The 22453-nt window shown below is 71.2% G+C and carries 20 protein-coding genes; 7 read left to right on the top strand and 13 right to left on the bottom strand.

Translation table 11 applies throughout. The annotated features are described in order from the left end of the window. Positions 1-158: 158 nt before the first annotated feature. Positions 159-716, top strand: coding sequence for a GtrA family protein (locus ACIOHP_RS12560; protein WP_361538011.1), 558 nt, complete (start codon positions 159-161; stop codon positions 714-716). A 9-nt stretch (positions 717-725) separates the two neighbouring features. Here ACIOHP_RS12560 and ACIOHP_RS12555 read toward each other — a convergent pair whose 3' ends face one another. Further along, positions 726-1997 carry an ATP-binding protein gene (locus ACIOHP_RS12555; RefSeq protein WP_361538013.1) on the bottom strand — a complete coding sequence of 424 codons (1272 nt, stop codon included), beginning with the start codon at positions 1995-1997 and terminating at the stop codon, positions 726-728. A gap of 117 nt (positions 1998-2114) precedes the next feature. Continuing rightward, positions 2115-2792, bottom strand: coding sequence for a response regulator transcription factor (locus ACIOHP_RS12550; protein WP_266826134.1), 678 nt, complete (start codon positions 2790-2792; stop codon positions 2115-2117). Between the two features lie 392 nt (positions 2793-3184). Between ACIOHP_RS12550 and ACIOHP_RS12545 the strand changes: the two genes are divergently transcribed. Continuing rightward, the gene (locus ACIOHP_RS12545; RefSeq protein ID WP_361485446.1) at positions 3185-4681 is read left to right on the top strand and encodes an oligopeptide:H+ symporter; all 1497 of its coding nucleotides are present in this window, start codon (positions 3185-3187) and stop codon (positions 4679-4681) included. A gap of 95 nt (positions 4682-4776) precedes the next feature. After that, positions 4777-5589 (top strand): alpha/beta hydrolase, encoded by an 813-nt coding sequence (locus ACIOHP_RS12540; RefSeq protein ID WP_401886292.1) that lies wholly within the window; start codon positions 4777-4779, stop codon positions 5587-5589. A 62-nt stretch (positions 5590-5651) separates the two neighbouring features. Here ACIOHP_RS12540 and ACIOHP_RS12535 read toward each other — a convergent pair whose 3' ends face one another. The 7 genes from ACIOHP_RS12535 to ACIOHP_RS12505 form a co-directional block, all read right to left on the bottom strand. Beyond that, positions 5652-6920: a hypothetical protein gene (locus ACIOHP_RS12535; RefSeq protein WP_401886290.1), complete on the bottom strand. Its 1269-nt coding sequence runs from the start codon at positions 6918-6920 to the stop codon at positions 5652-5654. Then, positions 6917-7978 carry a hypothetical protein gene (locus ACIOHP_RS12530; RefSeq protein ID WP_401886287.1) on the bottom strand — a complete coding sequence of 354 codons (1062 nt, stop codon included), beginning with the start codon at positions 7976-7978 and terminating at the stop codon, positions 6917-6919. The genes ACIOHP_RS12535 and ACIOHP_RS12530 overlap by 4 nt, the downstream gene beginning before the upstream one ends. Before the next feature lie 54 nt (positions 7979-8032). Next, a complete protein-coding gene (locus ACIOHP_RS12525; protein WP_401886284.1) occupies positions 8033-8791 on the bottom strand; it encodes a hypothetical protein in 759 nt (252 codons plus the stop codon). 150 nt (positions 8792-8941) lie between these two features. Further along, on the bottom strand, positions 8942-9640 hold the full coding sequence (locus ACIOHP_RS12520) for an LPXTG cell wall anchor domain-containing protein (protein WP_401886282.1): 699 nt from the start codon (positions 9638-9640) through the stop codon (positions 8942-8944). A 168-nt stretch (positions 9641-9808) separates the two neighbouring features. After that, entirely contained in the window at positions 9809-11086 is a 1278-nt protein-coding gene (gene serS, locus ACIOHP_RS12515; RefSeq protein WP_401886279.1) for a serine--tRNA ligase, read from the bottom strand. Positions 11087-11422: 336 nt separating this feature from the next. Then, the gene (locus tag ACIOHP_RS12510; protein ID WP_361538023.1) at positions 11423-11938 is read right to left on the bottom strand and encodes an ATP-binding protein; all 516 of its coding nucleotides are present in this window, start codon (positions 11936-11938) and stop codon (positions 11423-11425) included. A 235-nt stretch (positions 11939-12173) separates the two neighbouring features. Continuing rightward, positions 12174-12551 carry an STAS domain-containing protein gene (locus ACIOHP_RS12505; protein WP_361538025.1) on the bottom strand — a complete coding sequence of 126 codons (378 nt, stop codon included), beginning with the start codon at positions 12549-12551 and terminating at the stop codon, positions 12174-12176. A gap of 240 nt (positions 12552-12791) precedes the next feature. On the opposite strand from ACIOHP_RS12505, the gene ACIOHP_RS12500 reads away from it, so the two are divergent. After that, a complete protein-coding gene (locus ACIOHP_RS12500; RefSeq protein WP_401886275.1) occupies positions 12792-13697 on the top strand; it encodes an RNA polymerase sigma factor SigF in 906 nt (301 codons plus the stop codon). A gap of 71 nt (positions 13698-13768) precedes the next feature. On the opposite strand, the gene hutI is transcribed toward ACIOHP_RS12500, so the two are convergent. The 4 genes from hutI to hutU all read right to left on the bottom strand — a co-directional run bounded on the left by hutI (position 13769) and on the right by hutU (position 19456). After that, a complete protein-coding gene (gene hutI, locus ACIOHP_RS12495; protein ID WP_401886272.1) occupies positions 13769-15037 on the bottom strand; it encodes an imidazolonepropionase in 1269 nt (422 codons plus the stop codon). Next, positions 15034-16386, bottom strand: a complete 1353-nt coding sequence (locus tag ACIOHP_RS12490) for a formimidoylglutamate deiminase (protein WP_401886269.1) — start codon at positions 16384-16386, stop codon at positions 15034-15036. The genes hutI and ACIOHP_RS12490 overlap by 4 nt, the downstream gene beginning before the upstream one ends. Continuing rightward, positions 16383-17591, bottom strand: a complete 1209-nt coding sequence (locus ACIOHP_RS12485) for an allantoate amidohydrolase (protein ID WP_361538031.1) — start codon at positions 17589-17591, stop codon at positions 16383-16385. The genes ACIOHP_RS12490 and ACIOHP_RS12485 overlap by 4 nt, the downstream gene beginning before the upstream one ends. Positions 17592-17791: 200 nt before the next feature. Continuing rightward, entirely contained in the window at positions 17792-19456 is a 1665-nt protein-coding gene (gene hutU, locus ACIOHP_RS12480; protein ID WP_323185156.1) for a urocanate hydratase, read from the bottom strand. Positions 19457-19571: 115 nt separating this feature from the next. Here hutU and ACIOHP_RS12475 point away from each other — a divergent pair, with 115 nt between their 5' ends. From ACIOHP_RS12475 to ACIOHP_RS12465, 3 genes are all read left to right on the top strand, one after another. Further along, on the top strand, positions 19572-20975 hold the full coding sequence (locus ACIOHP_RS12475) for a diaminopimelate decarboxylase (RefSeq protein WP_401886265.1): 1404 nt from the start codon (positions 19572-19574) through the stop codon (positions 20973-20975). Positions 20976-21161: 186 nt separating this feature from the next. Next, the gene (locus ACIOHP_RS12470; protein ID WP_307029758.1) at positions 21162-21548 is read left to right on the top strand and encodes a hypothetical protein; all 387 of its coding nucleotides are present in this window, start codon (positions 21162-21164) and stop codon (positions 21546-21548) included. Further along, entirely contained in the window at positions 21545-22423 is an 879-nt protein-coding gene (locus tag ACIOHP_RS12465) for a transcriptional regulator (protein ID WP_361538035.1), read from the top strand. Before ACIOHP_RS12470 ends, ACIOHP_RS12465 begins: the two co-directional genes overlap by 4 nt. Positions 22424-22453: the final 30 nt, after the last annotated feature.

The raw sequence follows: 22453 nt of genomic DNA, 5'->3' as shown, positions 1-22453 counted from the left end.
CCGTCCCTGGTGCACGCGATTTCCGCCGATCTGGCCCGAAACACGCACCCGTCTTCACGTCCTGTTCTCAATCTGTGAGCTCGTCCACAAGCGTTTGCACAGGGGGGTGGTTAGCATGGCTTGGTTGACGAAACCGGACGGACGGGGCAGGCACGACCATGGGACGTGGTTCCTCGGCGCTTCATGCGGCGCCTCCGAGCGCGGTACGACAACGCGTCGACCGGCTCGTGCGCGAGGCCGCCAAGTTCGGCGCCGTGGGCGGAGCGGGTCTGCTCGTCAACCTTCTCGTCTTCAACCTGGTGCGGCACACGACCGACCTCCCGGTGGTGCGCGCCAGTGTGGTCGCCACGGTCGTCGCGATCATCTCGAACTACATCGGCTTCCGGTATTTCACCTACCGGGAGCGCGACAAGAGCGGCCGCACCAAGGAGCTGACCCTCTTCCTGCTGTTCAGCGCGGTCGGTCTGGTGATCGAGAACGGCGTGCTCTACGCGGCGACGTACGGATTCGGCTGGGACAGCCCGCTGCAGAGCAACATCTTCAAGTTCGTCGGCATCGGCATCGCCACCCTCTTCCGCTTCTGGTCCTACCGGTCGTGGGTGTTCAAGACCCTGCCGGGGCCCGAGGTGGTCGCCAGCGCGGAATCGTTCCTGGCGGAGGCGGAAGAAGTGCAGGCCCGTCGGCCGAAGCAGCGGACCAGGCAGCGGGTCGGCTGAGCCGCCCGGTCACCGTACGGTCGGTTCCGCTTCCGCTACCGGCTTCTGCACCGGCGTACGCGACAGGAACAGTCCGAACACCGCCGGCTGCGCCTGGAGCATCTCCAGACGCCCTCCGTCGGCCTCCGCGAGGTCCCGGGCCACGGCGAGGCCGATACCCGTCGAGTTCCGCCCGCTGATCGCCCGCTCGAAGATCCGCGCGCCCAGGTCCGCGGGCACCCCCGGCCCCTCGTCCGTGACCTCGATGACCGCCTGGTTGCCGGTCACCCGGGTACGCAGCGCCACCGTGCCACCGCCGTGCATGAGCGAGTTCTCGATCAGTGCCGCCAGCACCTGCGCCACCGCGCCCGGTGTACCGACCGCGCGCAGATGCCGCTTGCCGGAGCTCACGATGGCGCGGCCCGCGCTGCGGTAGGCGGGGCGCCATTCGGCCAGCTGCTGCTGGATGACCTCGTCGAGCTCGAAGGAGACGGCGGAGCCGGTACGGGGGTCGCGGGAGTTGGTGAGCAGCCGCTCCACCACGTCCGTCAGGCGTTCCACCTGCGTGAGCGCGATGGTGGCCTCTTCCTTCACCGTGTCCAGGTCCTCGGTGAGGGTGATCTCCTCAAGCCGCATGGACAGGGCGGTGAGCGGCGTGCGCAGCTGGTGGGAGGCGTCCGCCGCCAGCCGCCGCTCGGCGGTGAGCATGCGGGCGATGCGCTCGGCGGAGGAGTCCAGGACGTCGGCGACCCGGTCGAGCTCGTGGACGCCGTAGCGCTTGTGCCGGGGGCGCGGGTCGCCGGAACCGAGCCGTTCCGCGGTCTCGGCGAGGTCGGTCAGGGGCGACGCCAGCTTGTTGGCCTGCCGTACGGCGAGCAGCACGGCCGCGATCACCGCGAGCAGCGCCACCGCCCCGATGATCAGCAGGGTCCGGCCGACCTCCCGGGTCACCGACGAGCGCGGCTCCTGGACGGTGACCGTCTCGCCCTCCTCACCCGTCTCCGTGGCGCTGATGACGTCCCCGGTCGCCTTGGTGCCGACCTCGATGACGGGCTCTCCCGGGATCCGGATCACGGCGTACCGGTCCCCGGCGACCTGCTCCTTCAGCACCTGCGCGTCGACGGTCTGCTCGCCGAGCAGCCGGCTGTCCACGATGCTGGCCAGCCGCACGGCCTCGGAGTCGACCCGCTCCTGCGCGCTGTTGCTGATGGTGCGGGTCTCGACGATGACGAGACTCACACCGAAGACGGCGATGACGACCAGCACCACGGCGAGGGTGGACTGAATGAGACGGCGACGCACGGAGCCCTCCGGGCAGGTGACTTACGTTGAGCTGTGTGCCGACGGCACGGTCAACTCCCTAGGGGCGCGGGGACCTGCGCGACCAGCCCCCCAGGGGCCCGCGGCTGCCGACGAAGCTCAGCTCTTCTCGAACCGGAAGCCCACGCCACGCACGGTGGCGATGTAGCGGGGATTGGCCGCATCGTCGCCCAACTTCTTCCGCAGCCACGAGATGTGCATGTCGAGCGTCTTGGTCGACGACCACCACGTCGTGTCCCAGACCTCCCGCATGAGCTGGTCACGCGTGACGACCCGCCCGGCATCCCGTACGAGGACCCGCAGCAGGTCGAACTCCTTGGCCGTGAGCTGAAGCTCCTCCTCGCCCATCCAGGCACGGTGGGACTCCACGTCGATGCGCACCCCGTGCGTCGCCGGCGGCTGCGCCGGCTCCGCGGCACCGCGCCGGAGCAGGGCCCGGACACGGGCGAGCAGTTCGGCGAGGCGGAACGGCTTGGTGACGTAGTCGTCGGCGCCGGCGTCGAGCCCCACGACGGTGTCCACCTCGTCCGCACGCGCGGTCAGGATGAGGATGGGCACGGTGAGGCCTTCGGCGCGCAGTCGGCGTGCCACCTCGAGGCCGTCCATGCCGGGGAGTCCGAGGTCCAGCACGACCAGATCGATGCCGCCCTGGATGCCGGCGTCGAGCGCGGTGGGGCCGTCCTCGCGCACCTCGACCTCGTACCCTTCCCGTCGCAGTGCGCGGGCCAGCGGCTCCGAGATGGACGCATCGTCCTCGGCGAGCAGTACACGGGTCATGAGCTGATGGTAGACCGCGCTTGACAGAAGCTGGGGTGTGATCGCAAGCCCGTGATTCTTACCATGGGGCGTTCTGGTGCGAACCTATGTCTTGACGGTGAGAACCCAGTAAGAGCCTTGGAAAAGGTGCGTACGGTTCCCTTGACACCTGTGATCCATCTCTCAAGTCCTTTCATTTCCGGCGCTGTCCTGCCGTATGGTGAAAGACGCCTTTAGCACCACGGGGACCTTTGGCAATCATTTGACGCTGAAGGTCTCTTTTGTGTGCGGGCCGGCATCCGCCGGCCCGAAGGAATGACCCGTGGCCGGGCCCCCAGGAGGGGACGGCGACCACCGGGCGCGCAGCGCCGTTCACGCATCAGCACGCGCGTCCCGACCAGCAAGGAACGACCATGGCGTCCAGCCTGACGAAGGACTCGGCCCGCCCGGGCACCCCCGGCACCGAGCAGACCTTCTTCGGCCACCCCCGCGGACTGGCCACTCTCTTCATGACCGAGATGTGGGAGCGTTTCTCCTACTACGGCATGAGGGCTCTCCTCCCGCTGTACCTCGTCGCCCCGGGCGGCCTCCACCTCAGCGCCGCGACGGCGACCGCGATCTACTCCGTGTACGTGTCGCTGGTGTACCTGCTCGCGCTGCCCGGCGGCTGGTTCGGCGACCGCGTCTGGGGTCCTCGCAAGACCGTCGCCGTCGCCGGTGGCGTGATCATGCTCGGCCACCTCACCCTGGCCCTGCCGAACTCCGGAACCTTCTACGCCGGTCTCGGCCTCGTGGCGATCGGCTCCGGTCTGCTGAAGGCCAACATCTCGACGATGGTCGGCCACCTCTACGACGGTCCGGACGACCCGCGCCGCGACGGCGGCTTCACCGTCTTCTACATGGGCATCAACCTCGGCGCGTTCGCCGCGCCGCTGGTCATCGGCACCATCGGTGAGAACGTCAACTGGCACCTGGGCTTCGCGCTCGCCGCGCTCGGTATGGCGCTGGGCCTCGGCCAGTTCCTGATCGGCTCCCGTCACCTCGCCGACCGCTCCAGCGTCGTCCCGACGCCGCTGTCCGCCGAGGAGAAGGCCTCCACCCTGCGCAAGGCCGCGATCTGGGCCGCCGTCGCCGTGGTCTTCTACGCGATCGTCGGCTTCTCCGGCCACTACACGCTGAACTGGATCCTGGTCCCGCTGACGCTGCTCGGCCTGATCATCCCGGTGATGGTGCTGGCCCGCATCAAGCGCGACAAGGACCTGGACCGCACCGAGCAGAAGTCGATGTCGGCGTACATCTGGTTCTTCGTCGCCGCGGCCGTGTTCTGGATGATCTACGACCAGGGCGGCTCGACCCTGTCGATCTTCGCCGACTCCTCGGCCGACAACACCATCTTCGGCTGGGAGTTCCCGGTCTCCTGGTACCAGTCGGTCAACCCGGTCCTGATCATGGCGCTGGCCCCGGTCTTCGCCTGGTTCTGGCTCGCGCTGAACCGGCGCGGCAAGGAGCCGAGCACGATCGTGAAGTTCGCCTCGGGCCTGGTCCTGGTCGGCGCGTCGTTCTTCCTGTTCCTCGCTCCGCTGTCGATCGCCGAGGGCGGTCACAAGGCGGCCGCGATGTGGCTGGTGGCGATCTACTTCGTGCAGACGGTGGGCGAGCTGCTGCTGTCGCCCGTCGGCCTGTCGGTGACGACGAAGATGGCCCCGGCCAAGTACGCCTCCCAGATGATGGGCGTCTGGTTCCTGGCCGTCACCGCTGGTGACGCCACGACCGGTCTGCTCTCCATCGCCGGCGTCGACCTCAACAAGACGGGCATCGTCGCCCTGGAGGCCACGCTCGCCGTGGTCGCCGGTGTCGCGGTGTGGATGTACCGCAACCGCGTCAAGGAGCTCATGGGCTCCGTGCACTGACGTTTCTTCGAACGAAGGGCCGCCTCACCACCCGGTGCGGTGGCCCTTCGGGGTTTTCCGGCCGCGCTCGAGGACCGCACCACACCATCGGGAGCATGCGTCGTACGTTCCTGTCCGTGGCCGCGGCCCTCGGCTTCCTCATGTCGTCGTCCGGCACGGTCGTGGAGGCGGTCCCGGAGACGATCCCGTACGGCGGCCACGAACGGCAGACCATCACGGTCTACGGCGACCGGGGCGCCCCGCCGCTGGTGATCCTGCACGGCGGGTACTGGGCCGAGGACGCCGACTGGAGCCGCACGGCACGGTGGCTTGCGGCCCAGGGCTTCCGCGTCTACGAGACCGACTACCGCCTGAACACCGACGCCCGCTGGCCCGCGCAACGCGAGGACGTCCGGGCGGCTCTGCGCTGGATCGCCGCCGACTCCCCCGGCCGGCCCCTGCTGCTCGGCTCCTCCGCGGGCGGCCAGCTCGCCCTGGACGCGGCGACGTACGGCGCGGGCGGATCGCTGGTCCGGGGCGTGGTGGCCCTCTCCCCGGTCGCCTCCCCCTACCGCGCCTGGGTGGACGGCGGCCGCCCCGGAGCCACGGCCCAGCAGCGCCGCCTACGCCAGGAGGCACAGCGCCTGGTCGGCTGCGACCCCGACCGGACCGGCCCCCGCTGTTGGGACCGCTGGGGCGACCTCGCGGCCCGCGCCCACGCCTCCGGCGCGGACGACGCCCCGATGCTGCTCATCCACTCGGAGCGGGACTTCGTACCACCGGCCCATTCGACGGAACTGGCAGCGGCGGAAAGGCGGTTGGGCCACAAGGACATCACCGTACGCACGCTGGAGGGCGCCTCACACGGAGGCGCCCTCATGAGGCAGACAGAGAAGCTGGTCCTACGTTGGCTGTCGAAGCATGCGTAAGCAACAGCCCACCCAGGGGCGCGGGGAACTGCGCGACCAGCCCCCACCGGCCGTCGGACCCATCACCGCAGACGCCGCCGCCCCGGAAGGAAGGTGAACACACCCGCACCCAGCAAAACGGCCGTACCAGCCACCAACCCCAGGGCCTTCAACGCGCCATGGTCCTCGGCCCCCGTCGCGGCGAGCCCCCCGGAGGACGACGAACCGCCGCCTCCCGTGGACGACGATCCACCGGACGCCCCACCCTCCTGCTCGGTCGTGTCCAGGGTCAGCGACACGGACGTCTTGTCCGGCGTGCACTTCGTCGTCGTACCGAGCGCCTCGATCGTCAGCACCCCCGGCGACAACGTCGACTCCCCCGTCGCCCCCGGCTTGTACGTGCCGGTCATGTCGGGGATCTCGATCGGGTCGCCCGCCTTGATGTCCTCGGTGTTGGTCGGCCCCTCCACATGCACCGAGCCCTCGTCGTCGCCGCCCAGGACCACGTCCATCGACGGCTTGATGGAGTCCTTCGGGATGTTGGCCGGGCTGTTCATCGGCGACTTCTTGAACTGCACGGTGAGCTCGAAGCTCCCGCCGTCCTTCTTGGCGTTGATCTGGATCGTGGAGGTCGCCTTCTGCGTGCCGATGGGCGACTCGCAGGTGTAGGGGATGTCGACGACCTCGCCGGTGAAGTCGGTCTGGCCGCCGCCGGTCTCGGACGGGCTGGCGGAAGGACTCTCCGTGGGCGTCGGGGAGGTGCTCTCGCTCTCGGTCGGACTCGGAGTCGGTGACGAACTCCCGCCCCCCTCCTCGACCTTGATGGTCGCCGCGGATTGCACGGTCTCCGTCGGCGTGCAGTTCGTGTCCGTGCCGAAGGCGGTGATCTTGTACGCGTCCGGCGTCAGCGTGACCTCGCCGGCCGTCGTCAGCTTCAGTTTGCCCTTCATGTCGGAGAGGACCATGGCGCCCCCCTTGGGGATCGCCGGGTTCTCCTGCGGACCCTCCAACGGGACGTCGGCGGTCTGGGCGCCGGCCGCCTTCAGGGTGCCGGACGGCTTGACGGAGTTCGCCGGCAGGTCGATGAGGTCCGGGTTCTTGGAGGCGGCCTGGACGAACTTCCACACCACCTCGACCTCGTCGCCGACCTTGGCGGTGGCCGGCGCGGTGATCTCGACCTTGGTGGTGCCGTCGACCGGGTCGAGCCCGGAGGCCGCGGGCGGTACGCACTTGGTGGCGAACGACACCTCGGCGGCCTGCGCGGGCCCCGCGGCCACACCGATCAGCGCTCCCGCACAGCCGAGTGCGAGCGCGACTCTCGCGCCCGGCAGGACTCTCCTTCGCTGTCTCACGTGGATCCCTTTCTGGTGGGGGTCGTGGAGTGGTCGTCGTGCGGTGCGGAGAGCCGGCCGGCCGCGCCCGGATCGGAGTCCGGGGTGAACCACGGCAGGGTCGAAGAGGGCGGCGGCTCCCGGTCCGGGCTGTGCAACCCCGGAAGCCGCAGGGTGAGTTCGGGCAGCCGCAGCCGGACCGGGGTCCGTGCGCGGCCGGACCGGTGCGGCCGCGCCCGGTCGATCACGGCCATCCCGATACGGAACAGCGCGGCGGGCACGACCAGACAGACCAGGATCCAGAACAGGGTCACGCCCCAGGGCCGGCCCACGCCCCAGGGCTGTTCGGCGAGGACCTTGCCGCCGTACTTGAGGGACACCGTGTAGTCGCCGTGCGCTCCGCCCGTGAGCTCGACGGGCAGTTCGATGCGCGCTTTCCTGCCGGGCTCGATCGTGCCGCGCCACTGCTGTTCCTCCCACTGCGGCGCGAACACGCCGTGGGAGGTGCCGACCTGGAAGAGGGGGTTCTTGATCTCCGAGGTGCCGACGTTGCCGACGGTGAAGACGAGGGTGCGGACGGGGGGTGCCCCGAACCAGGTCAGCAGTCCGCTGGAGCCGTCGAGCCGGGTGTCGGTGAGCACCGAGAGCCGCCCGCCGGAAGCCTCGGCGGGCAGCGGCTCCACGGCGTGTCCGGCGACCTGGAAGATGGCGTCGGCCTCTGCCTTCGCCCCGGTCACCGTCGCCACGTGCACCACACAGGGGCAGGGCACGGGCGGCTCGGCGACGGGCAGCTTCTTGCTGAAACGGCCGTCGGCATCCGTGGTGACGGCCCGACCGTCGGCGTTGGCACAGGAGTTGGTGCCGCCGGGGACACCCCGTGACGGCACCGCCTGACCGCAGACCAGGATCATCAGCAGGGCTTTCGAACGCCAGCCGCTGCCGGTGACGGTGATCGAACCGCCGGTCCCCGCCTGGGACTTGGAAAGCTTCACGGTCGGCCGCTCGGCGGCCTGGACGGGCAACGACACGACCGACACCAGCGCCAGGAGCGCCGCCAGCACCAGGATCCGCACCTTCACGACACCGCTCCCGTCAACTCGACCTCGGCACAAGAGGGTTCAGGCGCGTCGCCCTTACGGCGCCTTCGACGTCGTACGACGAACAGCGCACCCCCGGCGGCCACCGCCCCGGCGACCCCCGCCCCCCCACGGTCCGCTCCCCGTCGACACACTTGCCGTGTCCCGCACCCCGCCCGCCGCCGTCACCGTCAGCCGCACCTCGACGGAGTCCAGCGCGGGCGCGCTCCATGACTCGCTGAGCCTGAGCCGCCGTCCCGGCGCCAGCTCGGCCGACAGGGTGCGCGGGGGCCGGTCGAGGACCCGGCCGAAGAGGCCGTCGGCGCGGACCGCGACCGTGGGCACGAGGGGCGTCGTCCCCCGGTTGACCAGCTCGTACGTGATGCGGTCCCCGTGCACGGCAAAGTGCTCGACGGTCAGCGCGGACACGGTGGGTACGGCGGCCCGGAGGTGAACGGCCACCCGCCGGATACGCCCGTCGGAGTCCCGGACCACGATCTCGGCGCCGGCGTCCTCGCCGGGAACGGTCACGGTGAAGGGCACCTCGGTACGCGTCCCCGGAGCCAGCCGGAGCCGGGAGTCGGCGAAGACGACACGGGCACCGACGCCCGACAACGAGACGTCAACAGCCCGCTCCCCCCGATTGACCAACGCCACCGTGTCCTGGAGCACCACCCCGGGCTCACCCTCGGCATAGAAGGCCGGCCGCGCCTCACCCGAGGGCGCGACGGACCACCCGTCGGCGGCGGCCGCGCCCGGAACGGCGAAGAGCAGAGCAAGCAGGGTCAGCCCCATCACCCGAAGGGCGAACGACATCGGCGGCTCCGTAGGTCGTACGTTGCGATAGCGCGCCCCTTCAGGGGCGCGGGGCTGTATCGATTTGCGGCTACCGCCGCGCGGGCGCGACAAGCCACAACGGCGCCGCGGCCGCAAACGGCCCTGGCGCGGCACCCCGGAAGGCGCACCTCATCCGGCAGAACGCCGACGCCTCCGCGTGACCCACAACGACCCCGCCGCCCCCGCGAGCAACACCGTGCCGCCCAGCGTCCCGAGCGCGATCGCCGAATCCTCGGGCCCGGTCTGCGGAAGCGAGTCACCGGAACCCGAGCCCGAACCGGAACCGGACCCACTCTGCGTACCCCCGGAGGAACCGCCCGCGGCGGTCACGTCGAGGCTCAGAGACGGCCCAGGACTGTTCGTCGGCGTACACGTCGTCGTCGTACCGAGCGCGATGATCGTCAGCACACCCGCCGTGAAGGTGACCTTGCCGGACTCCTTCGGCGTGTACGTCCCGCTCAGGTCATTGATCTTGATGGGGGTGTTGGCGGGCACCACCGCCTGGTTGGCCGAGCCGGTCACTTTCAGAGTGCCCTTCTCCGCACCGCCCAGCTGGATGACCGCGCTCGGCTTCATCGACCCCTTGCCCAGGTCGACCGGGCTGGACGAGACGCCCTTCTGCCAGGACATGGTGATCTTGTAGCCGCTGCCGCTCTTGACGCCCTTGATGTCGATGGGCGAGACGGCGCTCTTGTCGCCGATCGGCGTCTTGCACTGGTACTTGACGTCGACGACCTCGGCCCGGGCGGCGGGGGCGGCCATCAGCACCACCGAGCCGGCCAGGGCCGCGGTGGACGCGAGCGCGGCGGTTCGTTTCCGGTACGACACGGTTCCGCTCCCTTACTCGTTTCCCTGACTGGTTCCTGCCTTGCGCGAGTACCTGACGGCACATCAGATGGGCCGTCAAGGTACGCCCGGGCTCGCGAGGAGGGAAGACAAGGTGCGCGCCGGAGTTGTGACGATCCGGCGCGCACGCAAGGAGGTTCGCGTGGAGAGCTAACCCCGGGTAACCCGAGGACGGAGAAGTTCGGGGGCTCCCCAGCGCCTCAGCACCCGCGGCACCTCGACCGTTCCGTCGGCCCGCTGGTGCTGTTCCAGGAGGGCGGGCAGCAGCCGGCTGGTGGCGAGGCCCGAGGCGTTGAGGGTGTGGACGTACGCCGACCTGCCGCCGCCCGTCGGCCGGTAGCGGATGCCGCCGCGCCGGGCCTGGTACTCACGGGCATTCGACACCGAGCTGACCTCGGTGTACGCGCCGAGGCTGGGCAGCCACACCTCGACGTCGAAGGTCTTGGCCTGGGCGGGGCTGGTGTCCTCGGCGGCGAGCTGGGTGACCCGGTGGTGCAGTCCCAGTCCGGCGACCAACTCCTCGGCGCGGGCGAGGAGTTCCCGCTGAGCGGCTTCCGAGTCCTCGGGGCGGGCGAACTGGAACAGCTCGACCTTGTTGAACTGGTGGCCGCGCAGGGTGCCGCGGTCGGCGGTGCGGTGGCTGCCGCTCTCCTTGCGGTAACAGGGCGTGTAGGCGACGTACTTGAGCGGGAGCTCGGCCTCGTCGAGGGTCTCGCCGCGGTGCAGGTTCACCAGGGCGGTCTCGGCGGTGGGCAGGAGGAAGTGGTCGTCGTCCGTGCGGAAGACCTCGTCGGCGAACTTCGGGAACTGTCCCGCCGTATAGCCGGCTTCGTAGGTGAGCAGGTGCGGCGGCAGCACGAACTCGTAGCCCGCCCGGCGGTGGGTGTCGAGGAAGTGGTTGAGCAGCGCCCACTCCAGGGCGGCGCCCTCGCCCCGGTAGACCCAGTAGCCGCTGCCGGCGAGCCGGGTGCCGCGTTTGTGGTCGACCAGGCCGAGTTCCTCGGTGAGCCGGACATGGTCCTTGGCGTCGAAGTCGAACGCGGGCGGGGTTCCGGTGGCCCGTACGACCTGGTTGTGCTCCTTGCCGCCCGCGACGACGTCGTCGTCCGGGAGGTTGGGCAGGGCGTCCAGGAACGTCCGGTGTTCCCGCGCCAGCCGAGTGAGCTCCGTCTCGGCCGCGGCCAGCCGGTCGGTCAGCTCCTTGGCGCCGGCCCGGAGCTCCTCGGCGGCTTGGCCCGTCCGGTGTCGTACGGCGATGTCGGCCGAGATCCGCCGCCGCTCCCCGCGCAGCCGCTCCACGGCGGTACGGGCCTCGCGGAACGTGGCGTCCAGGGCGAGGAAGGCGGGGATGTCGGCGTCCACGGCGCGCTTGCGCAGGGCGTCCTGGACTCGGTCGGGGTGCTGTCGGATGAGGGTGACGTCGAGCATGGTGCCCGCTCCGTCCGGTGCTGCCGGAACGGCAGGCGCCGCCCCGGGGTGGGTCCCTCGGGGCGTGGGCGAGAGGGTGCTCGCGGTGCCACCACGCCTTCACCGTCGTGGAGCCGTATCGCTGCGGCCGGTACGACGGTCTCGTTCGGGCCCGATGACGGGGGCCGGCCGGCGGGGCATTTCCTCCCCGCACTCGGGAGTGGATTCGCACCGGGACCGCGAGGCCGCCTTCACAGCTGTCGGCGGCTCTCTCTGCTCGCGTGGCCCGGGACTACTTGTCTCCGTCAGCGCGTTGCGGTCGAGGGTAGGGGGGCCGCACCCGGCCCGCCAACCGGATTACGCCGGTGCGCCCAGTTCCGCCCACACCTTCTTGCCCGCCGTTCCGGGGCTGCGGACCACACCCCAGTCCAGGCAGAGGCGCTGCACGATGAACATGCCGTGGCCGCCGGGGCGGCCCGCGCGGTGCGGGGTGCGGGGGGCCGGCTGGCCGTTGCCCTTGTCGGAGACCTCGATACGGATCACCTTGTTGTCGAGCGCGATCCACAGCTCGTCGGGGCCCTCGGCATGCAGACAGGCGTTGGTGACCAGCTCGGAGACGACGAGCAGGACATCCTCGGCGGCGGCCCGCTGGTCGGCGCCGTCGGCGGGCAGCCAGCCCCACGCGTACAACGCCTGACGGGCGAAGTCGCGGGCCATGGGGACGACGCCGCTCGCGCCGTCGAAGTTCAGTCTGCGGACCTGCCGGCCCGCCGACGACTCGGGCGGCACGGCCGCACCCCCTTCGGACATCCCGGAAGCGCCGTCGGCCTCCGGGCCGCGGTCGCCCGGCGAGAAAGGCCGGGTGCTGCTCATCAGCGCTTCACCTCACCGATTCACCAGTTCACAATTCAATAGTCAGAGTTCAGTACGTAGATCGACGATGGATCCGTCGCCGCGCCTGACGCCTTTTTCAGGATGTCTCCTGCCCGACCGAACCGGCAGAACACCCCCCTGTTTCAGCACGCGCCTTTCCTCGCGAGGCGGACGCGCGTGGATTGCACCGGGCGCACAGGGACGCCCGGGGCACCACGAGGCCCGACGGACCGGCTCAGCCGGTCTCGTCGGCCAGGGCCGCTTCGAGCGTGTCATGGACGGTGAACACCGCATCGGCGCCGGTGATCTCGAAGACGCGCGCCACCACGGGCAGCATCCCGGCGAGATGCACTCCGCCACCGGCGGCCTCGGCCTTCAGTCGTGCGCCGAGAAGTACGTTGAGCCCGGTGGAGTCACAGAACTCCAGACGCGAGCAGTCCACCACCAGCCGATTGAAGCCGTCGTCGAGGCAGGCCTCGAGTGGCTCACGCAACAGATCGGCGGTGTGGTGATCCAACTCACCCGCCGGGGTCACAACGGCGCTGGCGCCTTGTTTCCGCACCTCGACCAGAAGCCGGCCAGACTGTGCGCTGCCGACCGTCCCGCGGTCCATGCCGTCTCTCTCTCCCGACGTCGTGGCTGCTCCTGACGCCCACGAACACTACGCCTTCCCTCCACGTCCTGACACCCGAACATCTGCACACAAACGGACATATCCGAACAGAATGCACTTGCGGTGAGGTCGGGAAAGCGGGTAGGGCTAGTAAGGACACGTACTCGACACGGCCGGCTTTGGAGGCGCCGCACACCGCAGTGCACGCAAATGGCTTCGGCAGCCCATATGCCGAGAACGATGGAGGACATCATGTCACCCCGGCTCGACGCCTCGCATACCCCGACCGCGACGTCGACATCCCCCCCGGAACATCTGGATCCCATCGAGCAGGACGACCCACTTGCCGGGCTTCCGGAGATCCCTCCGTTCGACGAGGTGGGGCCGGTGGACGCACGGGCCCTTTCCAAGACCCTCTTCGCGCGGCTGGAGTCGCTGGAGGAGGGCACCCACGAATACTCGTACGTCCGCAACACGCTCGTCGAGCTCAACCTCGCCCTGGTCAAGTTCGCCGCCTCCCGCTTCCGCTCCCGCAGCGAGCCGATGGAGGACATCATCCAGGTCGGCACGATCGGCCTGATCAAGGCGATCGACCGTTTCGAGCTCTCCCGGGGTGTGGAGTTCCCCACCTTCGCGATGCCAACCATCGTCGGTGAGATCAAGCGCTTCTTCCGCGACACGTCGTGGTCGGTGCGGGTGCCTCGCCGGCTCCAGGAGCTCCGGCTCGACCTCGCCAAGGCGGGCGACGAACTGGCCCAGCAGCTGGACCGCGCGCCGACGGTGGGCGAACTGGCCGAGCGCCTCGGCCTGACCAAGGACGAGGTCGTCGAGGGCATGGCCGCGTCCAACGCGTACACGGCCTCCTCCCTGGACGCCCAGCCGGAGGAGGACGACGCCGAGGGCGCCCTGGCCGACCGGATCGGCTACGAGGACCACGGCATCGAGGGCATCGAGTACGTCGAGTCCCTGAAGCCGCTGATCGCCGAACTCCCGCCCCGGGACCGGAAGATCCTCTCCCTGCGGTTCGTGGCGGGACTGACCCAGTCCGAGATCGGCGACGAGCTCGGGATCTCGCAGATGCACGTGTCACGGCTGCTGTCGCGCACGCTGGTGCGGCTGCGGAAGGGGCTGACGGTCGAGGAGTGACCGCACCCGGTGCGAGCGCGGTGCACGACGGTGGCGAGTGCGGGGCGTGCGGGAGGATCTGACGTTTTTGCTCAGATCTCGCGCACGCCCCGTCGCCATACCCCGGCGACCAGCGGTACGCCCGGCCGGTAGGCCAGGTGGACGTGGCTCGGGGCGTCGAGGAGGGTGAGGTCGGCCCGGGCGCCCGGGGTGAGGCGGCCGATGTCGTCGCGGCGCAGGGCCGCCGCGCCGCCCGCCGTGGCCGACCAGATCGCCTCGTCGGGGGTCATGCCCATGTCCCGTACCGCGAGGGCGATGCAGAACGGGACGGACGACGTGAAGGACGAGCCCGGGTTGCAGTCGGTCGACAGGGCCACGGTCACGCCTGCGTCCAGGAGGCGGCGGGCGTCCGGCCACTGCGCGCGCGTGGAGAACTCGGCGCCGGGCAGGAGCGTGGCGACGGTGCTGCTGTTCGCCAGTGCCTCCACGTCGGCGTCCGTGAGGTGGGTGCAGTGGTCCGCGCTGGCGGCGTCGAGTTCGACGGCGAGCTGGACGCCGGGGCCGTAGGAGAGCTGGTTGGCGTGGATGCGGGGGTGCAGCCCCTTCGCCTTGCCGGCCGTGAGGATCGCGCGGGCCTGGTCGCCGTCGAAGGCGCCCTTCTCGCAGAAGACGTCGATCCAACGGGCGTACGGGGCACAGGCGTCGAGCATCTCGCCGGTGACGAGGTCCACATAGGCGGCCGGGTCCTCGGCGTGGTCGGGCGGGACGATGTGCGCGCCCAGGTAGGTGACCTCCTCGGTGTGCGCGGCGGCGATGCGCAGGGCGCGGGCCTCGTCCTCGACGGTCAGGCCGTAGCCGGACTTCGTCTCGAAGGTCGTGGTGCCCTGACGGAGGGCCTCGGCGAGGTAGCGCGTGAGGTTGGCCTCCAGATCGGCGTCGCTCGCCGCCCGGGTCGCCGCGACCGTCGTACGGATGCCGCCCGCGCTGTACGCCCGCCCCGACATCCGGGCGTTGAACTCCTGCGTCCGGTCGCCCGCGAAGACGAGGTGGGAGTGGGAGTCCACGAAGCCGGGGACGACCGCCCGGCCGGCCGCGTCGACCCGGTTGTCAGTGGCGGGTGCTTTGCTTTGATCACCGGTCCACACGACGCGGTCGCCCTCGATGACGACGGCCGCGCCCTGGATCAGTCCGAGGGGGGATCCGTCACCGAGGGAGGGGTCGTTGGTGACCAGGGCGGCGATGTTGGTGATGAGCGTGCTTGCGGTGCTCGCGGAGTGGGCGGGGCTGACGGTCGTCGCGTTGCTCATGGCGTCCTTGGTGGCCTGGTCGGCGGTGGGGGCGGGTTCGGGGACCGGAGTCATCCGCGCAGGGCTTCGACCGCGTCCGCGAGGGCTTTCGGCACATCCGGTACGAGGCGGTGGACCCCGTCCCGTACGACATGGCGACCGCCCACGACCGTATGCGACACGTCTGCTGCCGACGCGGCGAATACGGCCGTCTCGGCCCCGAGCCGCGGCAGCGGCCCTGCCGTCCTGACCGAGTCGAGGGCGATGGTCGTGAAGTCGGCGAGCGCGCCGGGTTCCAGGGTCCCCGCCTCGTCCCAGCCGAGGGCCGCGTGACCGTCGGCGGAGGCGGCCCGTAGCAGCGCGGCGGCGGTCCAGTGGCCGCGGGTGCGGGTGCGCAGGCGCTCGTCGAGCTCCATCGCCCGTGCCTCTTCGAGCAGGTCGATGACGGCGTGGCTGTCGGAGCCGAGGGAGAGCGGGGAGCCCGCCCGCTGCAGGGCGACCGCGGGTCCGATGCCGTCCGCGAGGTCGCGTTCCGTCGTGGGGCACATGCAGGTGCCGGTGCCGGAGCCGCCGATGAGGGCGATGTCCTCGTCGGTGAGGTGGGTGTTGTGGACGCCGGTGGTGCGCCGGCCGAGGACGCCGTGCTCGGCGAGCAGCTGGGTGGGGGTGCATCCGTGGGCGGCCCGGCAGGCGTCGTTCTCGGCGGTCTGCTCGGACAGATGCACATGGAGCGGGGCCCGCCGCTCCTCGGCCCACTGCGCCACGGTCGCCAGCTGGTCGGCGGGCACGGCCCGTACGGAGTGGACGGCCGCTCCGATCCGCGCGTGATCCCGTTCCTTGAGAACTGAACAGCGTTCGGCCCAGGCGTCCGCGCTGCCGTCGGAGAAGCGCAGCTGGTGGGTGTTGGGCGGCTGTCCGCTGTGCTTGTTCAGGATGCCGGAGGAAAGGTAGGCGGTGTCGAGGAGGGTGATGCGGATACCGGCGTCGGCGGCGGCCGCGATGAGGGCCTCGCCCATGGCGTTGGGGTCGGCGTAGGGGGTGCCGCCGGGGGCGTGGTGGACGTAGTGGAACTCGCCGACCGCGGTGATGCCGGCCAGGGCCATCTCGGCGTAGGTGGCCCGGGCGAGGGCGTGGTAGGTCTCCGGGGTCAGCCGGTCGGCCGTGGCGTACATGACCTCGCGCCAGGTCCAGAAGGTGCCGGAGCCGACCTGGACGGTGCCGCGCAGGGCGCGGTGGAAGGCGTGCGAGTGGGCGTTGGCGAGGCCGGGCAGGGTGAGGCCGCGCAGGATCTCGGCGCCGGGGGGCGGGGTGGGTGTGTCGGTGCGGACGGTGGTGATGCGACCGTCCTCGGTCGCCACGGCCACGCCCGGCTCGACGTGGGTGTCGAGCCAGGCGTGTTCGAGCCAGTAGGTCTTCCGGGTCACCTGCAGGCCAGCCCTTCCAGTACGTCGGCGAGTGCGAGTACCCCGGCCACGCAGTCGTCCTCGGCCGCGAACTCGGCCGGGGAGTGCGAGACGCCCGTGGGGTTGCGTACGAACAGCATGGCGGTCGGGATGTGCCCGGAGAGGATCCCGGCGTCGTGTCCGGCGCCGGTTCCCAGGACGGGGACCTTGAGGTCGGTGCCGCTGCTCCTGCCGAGGATGCGGGCGAGTTCGTCGCGCAGGGCGTGGTCGAACTCGACGACGGGGGTGAAGGACTCGCGGACCACGTCGAGGTCGATGCCGTGGGCCGCCGCGTACTCACGGGCGGCCTTCTCGACCCCGCCGACCACGGCGTCCAGGCTCTCCTGGTCGGCGGCGCGGGAGTCGAGCCAGCCGCGGACGAGGGACGGGATGGCGTTGACGCCGTTGGGCTCGACGGAGATCTTGCCGAAGGTGGCGACGGCACCGGCGAGTTCGGCCTCGCGGCGGGCGGCGAGCACGGTCTCGGCGTACGACAGCATCGGGTCGCGCCGGTCGACGAGCCGGGTGGTGCCAGCGTGGTTGGCCTCGCCCCGGAAGTCGAACCGCCACCGCCCGTGCGGCCAGATGGCGCTGGCCAGCCCGACCTGGTCGCCGGACAGGTCCAGCGCCCGGCCCTGCTCGACGTGCAGTTCGACGAAGGCGCCGATGCGGGAGAGCCGCTCCGGGTCAGCCCCGAGGGCGTCGGGGTCGTACCCGGCGGCTTCCATGGCCCTGGGGAGCGTGACGCCGTCCCCGTCGGTGAGCCGGTGCGCCTGCTCCACGGTGAGCTGCCCCGAGGTGAGCCGGGAACCGACGCAGGCCAGCCCGAACCGGGCGCCCTCCTCGTCGCCGAAGTTGACGAGGGCGAGGGGCCTGGTGAACGTCGCCCGGCGGGCGCGGAGTTCGTCGAGCGCGGCGAAGGAGGACACGACACCGAGGGGTCCGTCGAAGGCACCGCCGTCCGGCACGGAGTCCAGATGCGACCCGGTGACGACGGCGTCCCCGGCGGAGGGGTCCCCGAGCCAGGCCCACTGGTTGCCGTTGCGGTCCAGCTCGTAGGTCAGCCCGCGGGCCTCGGCCTGCTCCTTGAACCAGGCCCGGCACTCGCCGTCGGCGCCGGTCCAGGCGTAGCGGCGGTAGCCGTGGGAGTCGGGGTGCCGGCCGATGGGGCGAAGGTCGCTCCACATGGTGTGGAAGGAAGCACCGCCCGAGGCCGGCTGGACCGCATCACCCTGCACAGGCTGTGGACGGTCGTTCCGCAGGGCGATGGGGTTCCCCCCGTTCGAAGGAAGCTGGGAGTGGGGGCGGGTGGGCGCGGCCGGACCCGCGTCCGGCGACGGGACCTCGGTCCCCGCCAAAGCGTTGCCGCGCCCGTTCTCGCTCACCGTCACGCGTCGTCACCCTCGCGCATGGGCACCCGCACACCCCGCTCGTCGGCGACCGACGCCGCGATGTCGTACCCCGCGTCCACGTGCCGGATGACGCCCATGCCGGGGTCGTTCGTCAGTACCCGCCGCAGCTTCTCGCCGGCGAGCTTCGTGCCGTCGGCCACGGACACCTGGCCCGCGTGGATCGAGCGCCCCATGCCCACGCCGCCACCGTGGTGGATGGACACCCACGACGCCCCGGACGCCACGTTCACCATGGCGTTCAGCAGCGGCCAGTCGGCGATCGCGTCGGAGCCGTCGAGCATGGCCTCGGTCTCGCGGTAGGGGGAGGCGACGGAACCCGAGTCGAGGTGGTCGCGGCCGATCGCCAGCGGGGCCGCCAGCTCGCCCGAGGCCACCATGTCGTTGAAGCGTTCGCCGGCCTTGTCGCGTTCGCCGTAGCCGAGCCAGCAGATACGGGCGGGCAGGCCCTGGAAGTGGACCCGCTCCCCGGCCATCTTGATCCAGCGGTGCAGGGACTCGTTCTCGGGGAACAGCTCCAGGATCGCCTTGTCGGTCTTCGCGATGTCGGACGCCTCGCCGGACAGGGCCGCCCAGCGGAAGGGGCCCTTGCCCTCGCTGAACAGCGGTCGGATGTACGCGGGGACGAAGCCCGGGAAGGCGAACGCCCGCTCGTACCCGGCGAGCTGGGCCTCGCCGCGGATCGAGTTGCCGTAGTCGAAGACCTCGGCGCCGGCGTCCATGAAGCCGACCATGGCCTCGACGTGCCGGGCCATCGACTCACGGGCGCGCTCGGTGAACCCGGCGGGGTCCTTCGCCGCGGCGTCCGCCATGTCCTCGAAGGCGAGGCCGGTCGGCAGATACGCCAGCGGGTCGTGGGCGGAGGTCTGGTCGGTGACGATGTCGATGGGGGCGCCCATGGCGAGCAGCTGCGGCACCAGGTCCGCCGCGTTGCCGAGGACGCCGATGGACAGCGGCTTGCGCTGGTCACGGGCCTCGACCGCCAGCTGGAGCGCGTGCTCGAGGCTGTCGGCCCGCACGTCCAGGTACCGGTGCTCGATCCGGCGCTCGATCGCCCGCGGGTCGCAGTCGATGCAGATCGCGACACCGTCGTTCATGGTGACGGCGAGCGGCTGGGCGCCGCCCATGCCGCCGAGGCCGGCGGTGAGGGTGATCGTCCCGGCGAGGGTGCCGTCGAACTTCTTCGCGGCTACGGCGGAGAAGGTCTCGTAGGTGCCCTGGAGGATGCCCTGGGTGCCGATGTAGATCCAGGAGCCGGCGGTCATCTGGCCGTACATGGTCAGGCCGAGGGCCTCCAGACGGCGGAACTCCTCCCAGTTCGCCCAGTCGCCGACGAGGTTGGAGTTGGCGATCAGCACGCGCGGCGCCCACTCGTGGGTCTGCATGACACCGACGGGCCGGCCGGACTGGACCAGCATCGTCTCGTCCTGCTTGAGGGTGCGCAGTGTGCGGACCATCGCGTCGAAGGAGCGCCAGTCACGGGCCGCCTTGCCCGTGCCGCCGTAGACGACGAGCTTGTCGGGGTGCTCGGCGACCTCGGGGTCGAGGTTGTTCTGCAGCATCCGCAGGGCGGCTTCCTGCTGCCATCCCAGGGCACTCAGTTCCGTACCGCGCGACGCTCGGACGGGGCGGGGTCCTGACATGGTCTGCCTCCTAGCGGACTGTTGCTGCTGTTATTCACATCCTGACTTTCTGAATAGACCTAGTCAATAGCGCGGTCCTCCGGCATGGGGCGGGAACCGGTGTTTGGCTGGATGCATGGGCACGGACATCGACCTGACGGGGGACGGCGTGGACAACGGCGACGGGGAGCACCTGGCACGCGCGGTACGGCGGGACGAGGCGGTGCGGGCCGCCGTGGAGCAGGGGCTGCTGGGGCCCGGCCACCCCATCGTCGGCCTTCTGGACGTGACCGGCATCCGGGAGTCGGCGGCCGAGCTGCGGGCGGCGTTCGACGCGGTCACCGCGCGCGGCACCCCGGTGCTGCACGCCTTCGCGGTGAAGGCGACCCCACTGGTGCCGGTGCTGCGGCTGCTGCGGGAGGCGGGGATCGGCGCGGAGGTGGCCAGTCCGGGCGAGCTGGCGCTGGCACGGACGGCGGGGCTGCGTCCGGAGATGACCGTTCTGGACTCGCCCGCGAAGACGCCGGCCGAGCTGCGGGAGGCGCTGGCGCTGGGGATCGCCGTCAACGCCGACAATCCGCAGGAGCTGGACCGCATCGACGCGCTGATGCGGTCCGCCACGAGCCGCTCCCCCATCGGGATCCGGGTCAACCCGCAGGTCGGCGGAGGCTCGATCGGGGCGACGTCCACGGCCACGGCGACCTCGAAGTTCGGGGTGGCGCTCCGGGACGAGGGCGCCCGGGAGTGGATCGTGCGGGCCTACGCCGACCGCCCCTGGCTCACCCGGCTGCACGCGCACACCGGCTCCCAGGGCATCCCGCTGTCGCTGATGGCGCAGGGGGCCGCGGAGACGTACGCGCTCGCCGAGGAGATCAACCGGAGCATCGGGCGGCGGCAGATCGACACGGTCGACATCGGTGGCGGGCTGCCGGTGAACTTCGCCTCGGACGCGACGGCGCCGACGTACGCGCAGTACGCGCGGCTGCTGCGCGAGGCGGTGCCGGGGCTGTTCGACGGGCGGTACGGGCTGGTCACCGAGTTCGGGCGGTCGCTGCTGGCCAAGCACGGGACGGTCGTGGCGCGGGTCGAGTACGCCAAGAGCGCGGGCGGGCGGGCGGTCGCGGTGACGCACGCGGGGGTGCAGGTGGCGACGCGGACGGTGTACGTGCCGGGGTCGTGGCCGCTCAGGATCGCGGCGTACGACGCGAAGGGGCGGCCCAAGGAGGGGCCCGAGGTGGTGCAGGACATCGCCGGGCCGGCCTGCTTCTCCGGGGATCTGCTCGCCGAGGGGCGGGCGCTGCCGCTGCTGGAGCAGGGGGACTACGCGGCGGCACTGGACACGGGGGCGTACTACTTCGCGCATCACTACGCGTACAACTCCCTGGCCCGGCCGGGTATTTACGGCTTCGCCCCGAGTGACGGCCGTGGCGACGGCGGCGGTGGCGGGGTCGCTTTCGCGACCGTCCGTACGCCGCAGACCCTCGACGAGATCGTGGCCGAATCCGGAGGGGCGCACGCGTCCGGGCTCACCACCCTCTGAGCAACCGCGCACTGTTGACGCACACGGTGGACATGTGGGTCAACTGTTCCGAAAACGAGCTCAGTTGACCCACCTTAGTCATCTGGCGCATGTTCCACTGGAAAATGCCAGAATCCTCACCCCCCGCGCACACCCTGCGTAGTTTCGGCGTCACTCAGCCGAACCCCATGCGGGAGGGGAACCGCGGTGCCCGGAATCGACGAGTGTCTGCTGGAAGCCATGCAACTACCCGGTGCCCGGGGCGTCGCGCTGGTCGACTGGACGAGCGGGCTGGCTCTGGGCACCGCCGGGGAGTCACCGGGCGGCGACCACGAGGCGGCCGCCGCGGAGGTGGCCGAGCTGGCCCGACTGGCCGCCGAACACCGGGCGTTCGCCCCGGACGACGACGTCACCGACCCACCGGTCGAGGACGTGATCATCAGCAACCGGGACAGCTACCACGTCCTGTGCTTCGTCCGGACGTCCTTCGACAGCAGCGTCTTCCTGCATCTGTGGCTGGCCCGCGTGGAGGGCAACCTCGCGCTGGCCCGGATCCGGCTCGGTGAGATGACCGGACGGCTGGTGCTCGGATGACCGCGGTCAGGACCCCACCGCCGCCCCGGCTGCCGGTACGGGACAAGGCGGAGGCCCGCGACCGGGCCTGGGGCGGCGTCTCGCCGATGCTGACCCGGCTCGCCGCCGAGCGGGCCACCGGCGTCCTCGTCCGCGAGCGCGGCACCCTGCATCTGGCCGAGGGCCGGGTGGTGCACGCCGAGAGCCCGTCGGCGCCGGGCCTCGACGTGCTCCTCACCGCCCACGGCACGCTGGACCCGGACACCTGGAGCAAGGCGGTCGCCGAGACCGACGGCGCTCCGGGCGCCGGTCTCCTGCTGGCCGGGCGCGGCCTGCTCACCCGGGGCACGCTGGAGCTGTGCCACCTGGAGGCGCTGTACGACGCCGCCTACTTCGCGCTGGCGCCCAGCAGCAGCCCGGGACGCTTCCGCTTCACGGGCGCCGGCCGCCTCGGTGCCGTGCGCCCGGTCACCGTGGCCGCCCTGGAGCACGAGACGCTGCGCCGCCGCGACCTGCTGCACCGCATCTGGCCCGACCCCACGACCGACGAGGCGCCGCTGCTGCCCTCCGACGCCCTGGCCGCCCCCGGCCTCACGGCCCGCCAGCGTGCGGTGCTGCACCTGGTCGACGGCGTCCGCGCGGCATCGGACATCGCCCACCGGCTGGGCCGCCCGGCGTTCCACACCCTGGTGGACGTACGGCGACTGGCGGCGGCCGGGGTCGTGACCCGCGACCCGGCGGCCGCGCCCCGCAGACCCGGTCCCACGAGCCGCGGCACGCCGATACCCCTGGCCGCCCGCGGCCCCCTACGCCCCTCCGACGCGGCCATGCCCGAGGTCGCCGATCCCGACATCACGTTGCTGAAGAGGCTCAGAGATGCGCTGGAGTCCCTTTGAGCGGCAGCGGGCACGCGCCGAGAGGAGAGA

The sequence above is a fragment of the Streptomyces sp. NPDC087859 genome, from assembly GCF_044742595.1.
GTDB lineage: Bacteria > Actinomycetota > Actinomycetes > Streptomycetales > Streptomycetaceae > Streptomyces > Streptomyces canus_F.
The sequence above is the reverse complement of the archived record's forward strand: the minus strand, read 5'-3'. Positions and strand labels throughout refer to the sequence as shown.

Coding starts and splice junctions, on each gene's coding strand:
- ACIOHP_RS12560 (WP_361538011.1), top strand. CDS start 159: ATGGGACGTGGTTCCTCGGCGCTTCATGCGGCGCCTCCGAGCGCGGTA.
- ACIOHP_RS12550 (WP_266826134.1), bottom strand. CDS start 2,792: ATGACCCGTGTACTGCTCGCCGAGGACGATGCGTCCATCTCGGAGCCG.
- ACIOHP_RS12545 (WP_361485446.1), top strand. CDS start 3,185: ATGGCGTCCAGCCTGACGAAGGACTCGGCCCGCCCGGGCACCCCCGGC.
- ACIOHP_RS12540 (WP_401886292.1), top strand. CDS start 4,777: ATGCGTCGTACGTTCCTGTCCGTGGCCGCGGCCCTCGGCTTCCTCATG.
- ACIOHP_RS12525 (WP_401886284.1), bottom strand. CDS start 8,791: ATGTCGTTCGCCCTTCGGGTGATGGGGCTGACCCTGCTTGCTCTGCTC.
- serS (WP_401886279.1), bottom strand. CDS start 11,086: ATGCTCGACGTCACCCTCATCCGACAGCACCCCGACCGAGTCCAGGAC.
- ACIOHP_RS12510 (WP_361538023.1), bottom strand. CDS start 11,938: ATGAGCAGCACCCGGCCTTTCTCGCCGGGCGACCGCGGCCCGGAGGCC.
- ACIOHP_RS12505 (WP_361538025.1), bottom strand. CDS start 12,551: ATGGACCGCGGGACGGTCGGCAGCGCACAGTCTGGCCGGCTTCTGGTC.
- ACIOHP_RS12500 (WP_401886275.1), top strand. CDS start 12,792: ATGGAGGACATCATGTCACCCCGGCTCGACGCCTCGCATACCCCGACC.
- hutI (WP_401886272.1), bottom strand. CDS start 15,037: ATGACTCCGGTCCCCGAACCCGCCCCCACCGCCGACCAGGCCACCAAG.
- ACIOHP_RS12485 (WP_361538031.1), bottom strand. CDS start 17,591: ATGTGGAGCGACCTTCGCCCCATCGGCCGGCACCCCGACTCCCACGGC.
- hutU (WP_323185156.1), bottom strand. CDS start 19,456: ATGTCAGGACCCCGCCCCGTCCGAGCGTCGCGCGGTACGGAACTGAGT.
- ACIOHP_RS12475 (WP_401886265.1), top strand. CDS start 19,572: ATGGGCACGGACATCGACCTGACGGGGGACGGCGTGGACAACGGCGAC.
- ACIOHP_RS12465 (WP_361538035.1), top strand. CDS start 21,545: ATGACCGCGGTCAGGACCCCACCGCCGCCCCGGCTGCCGGTACGGGAC.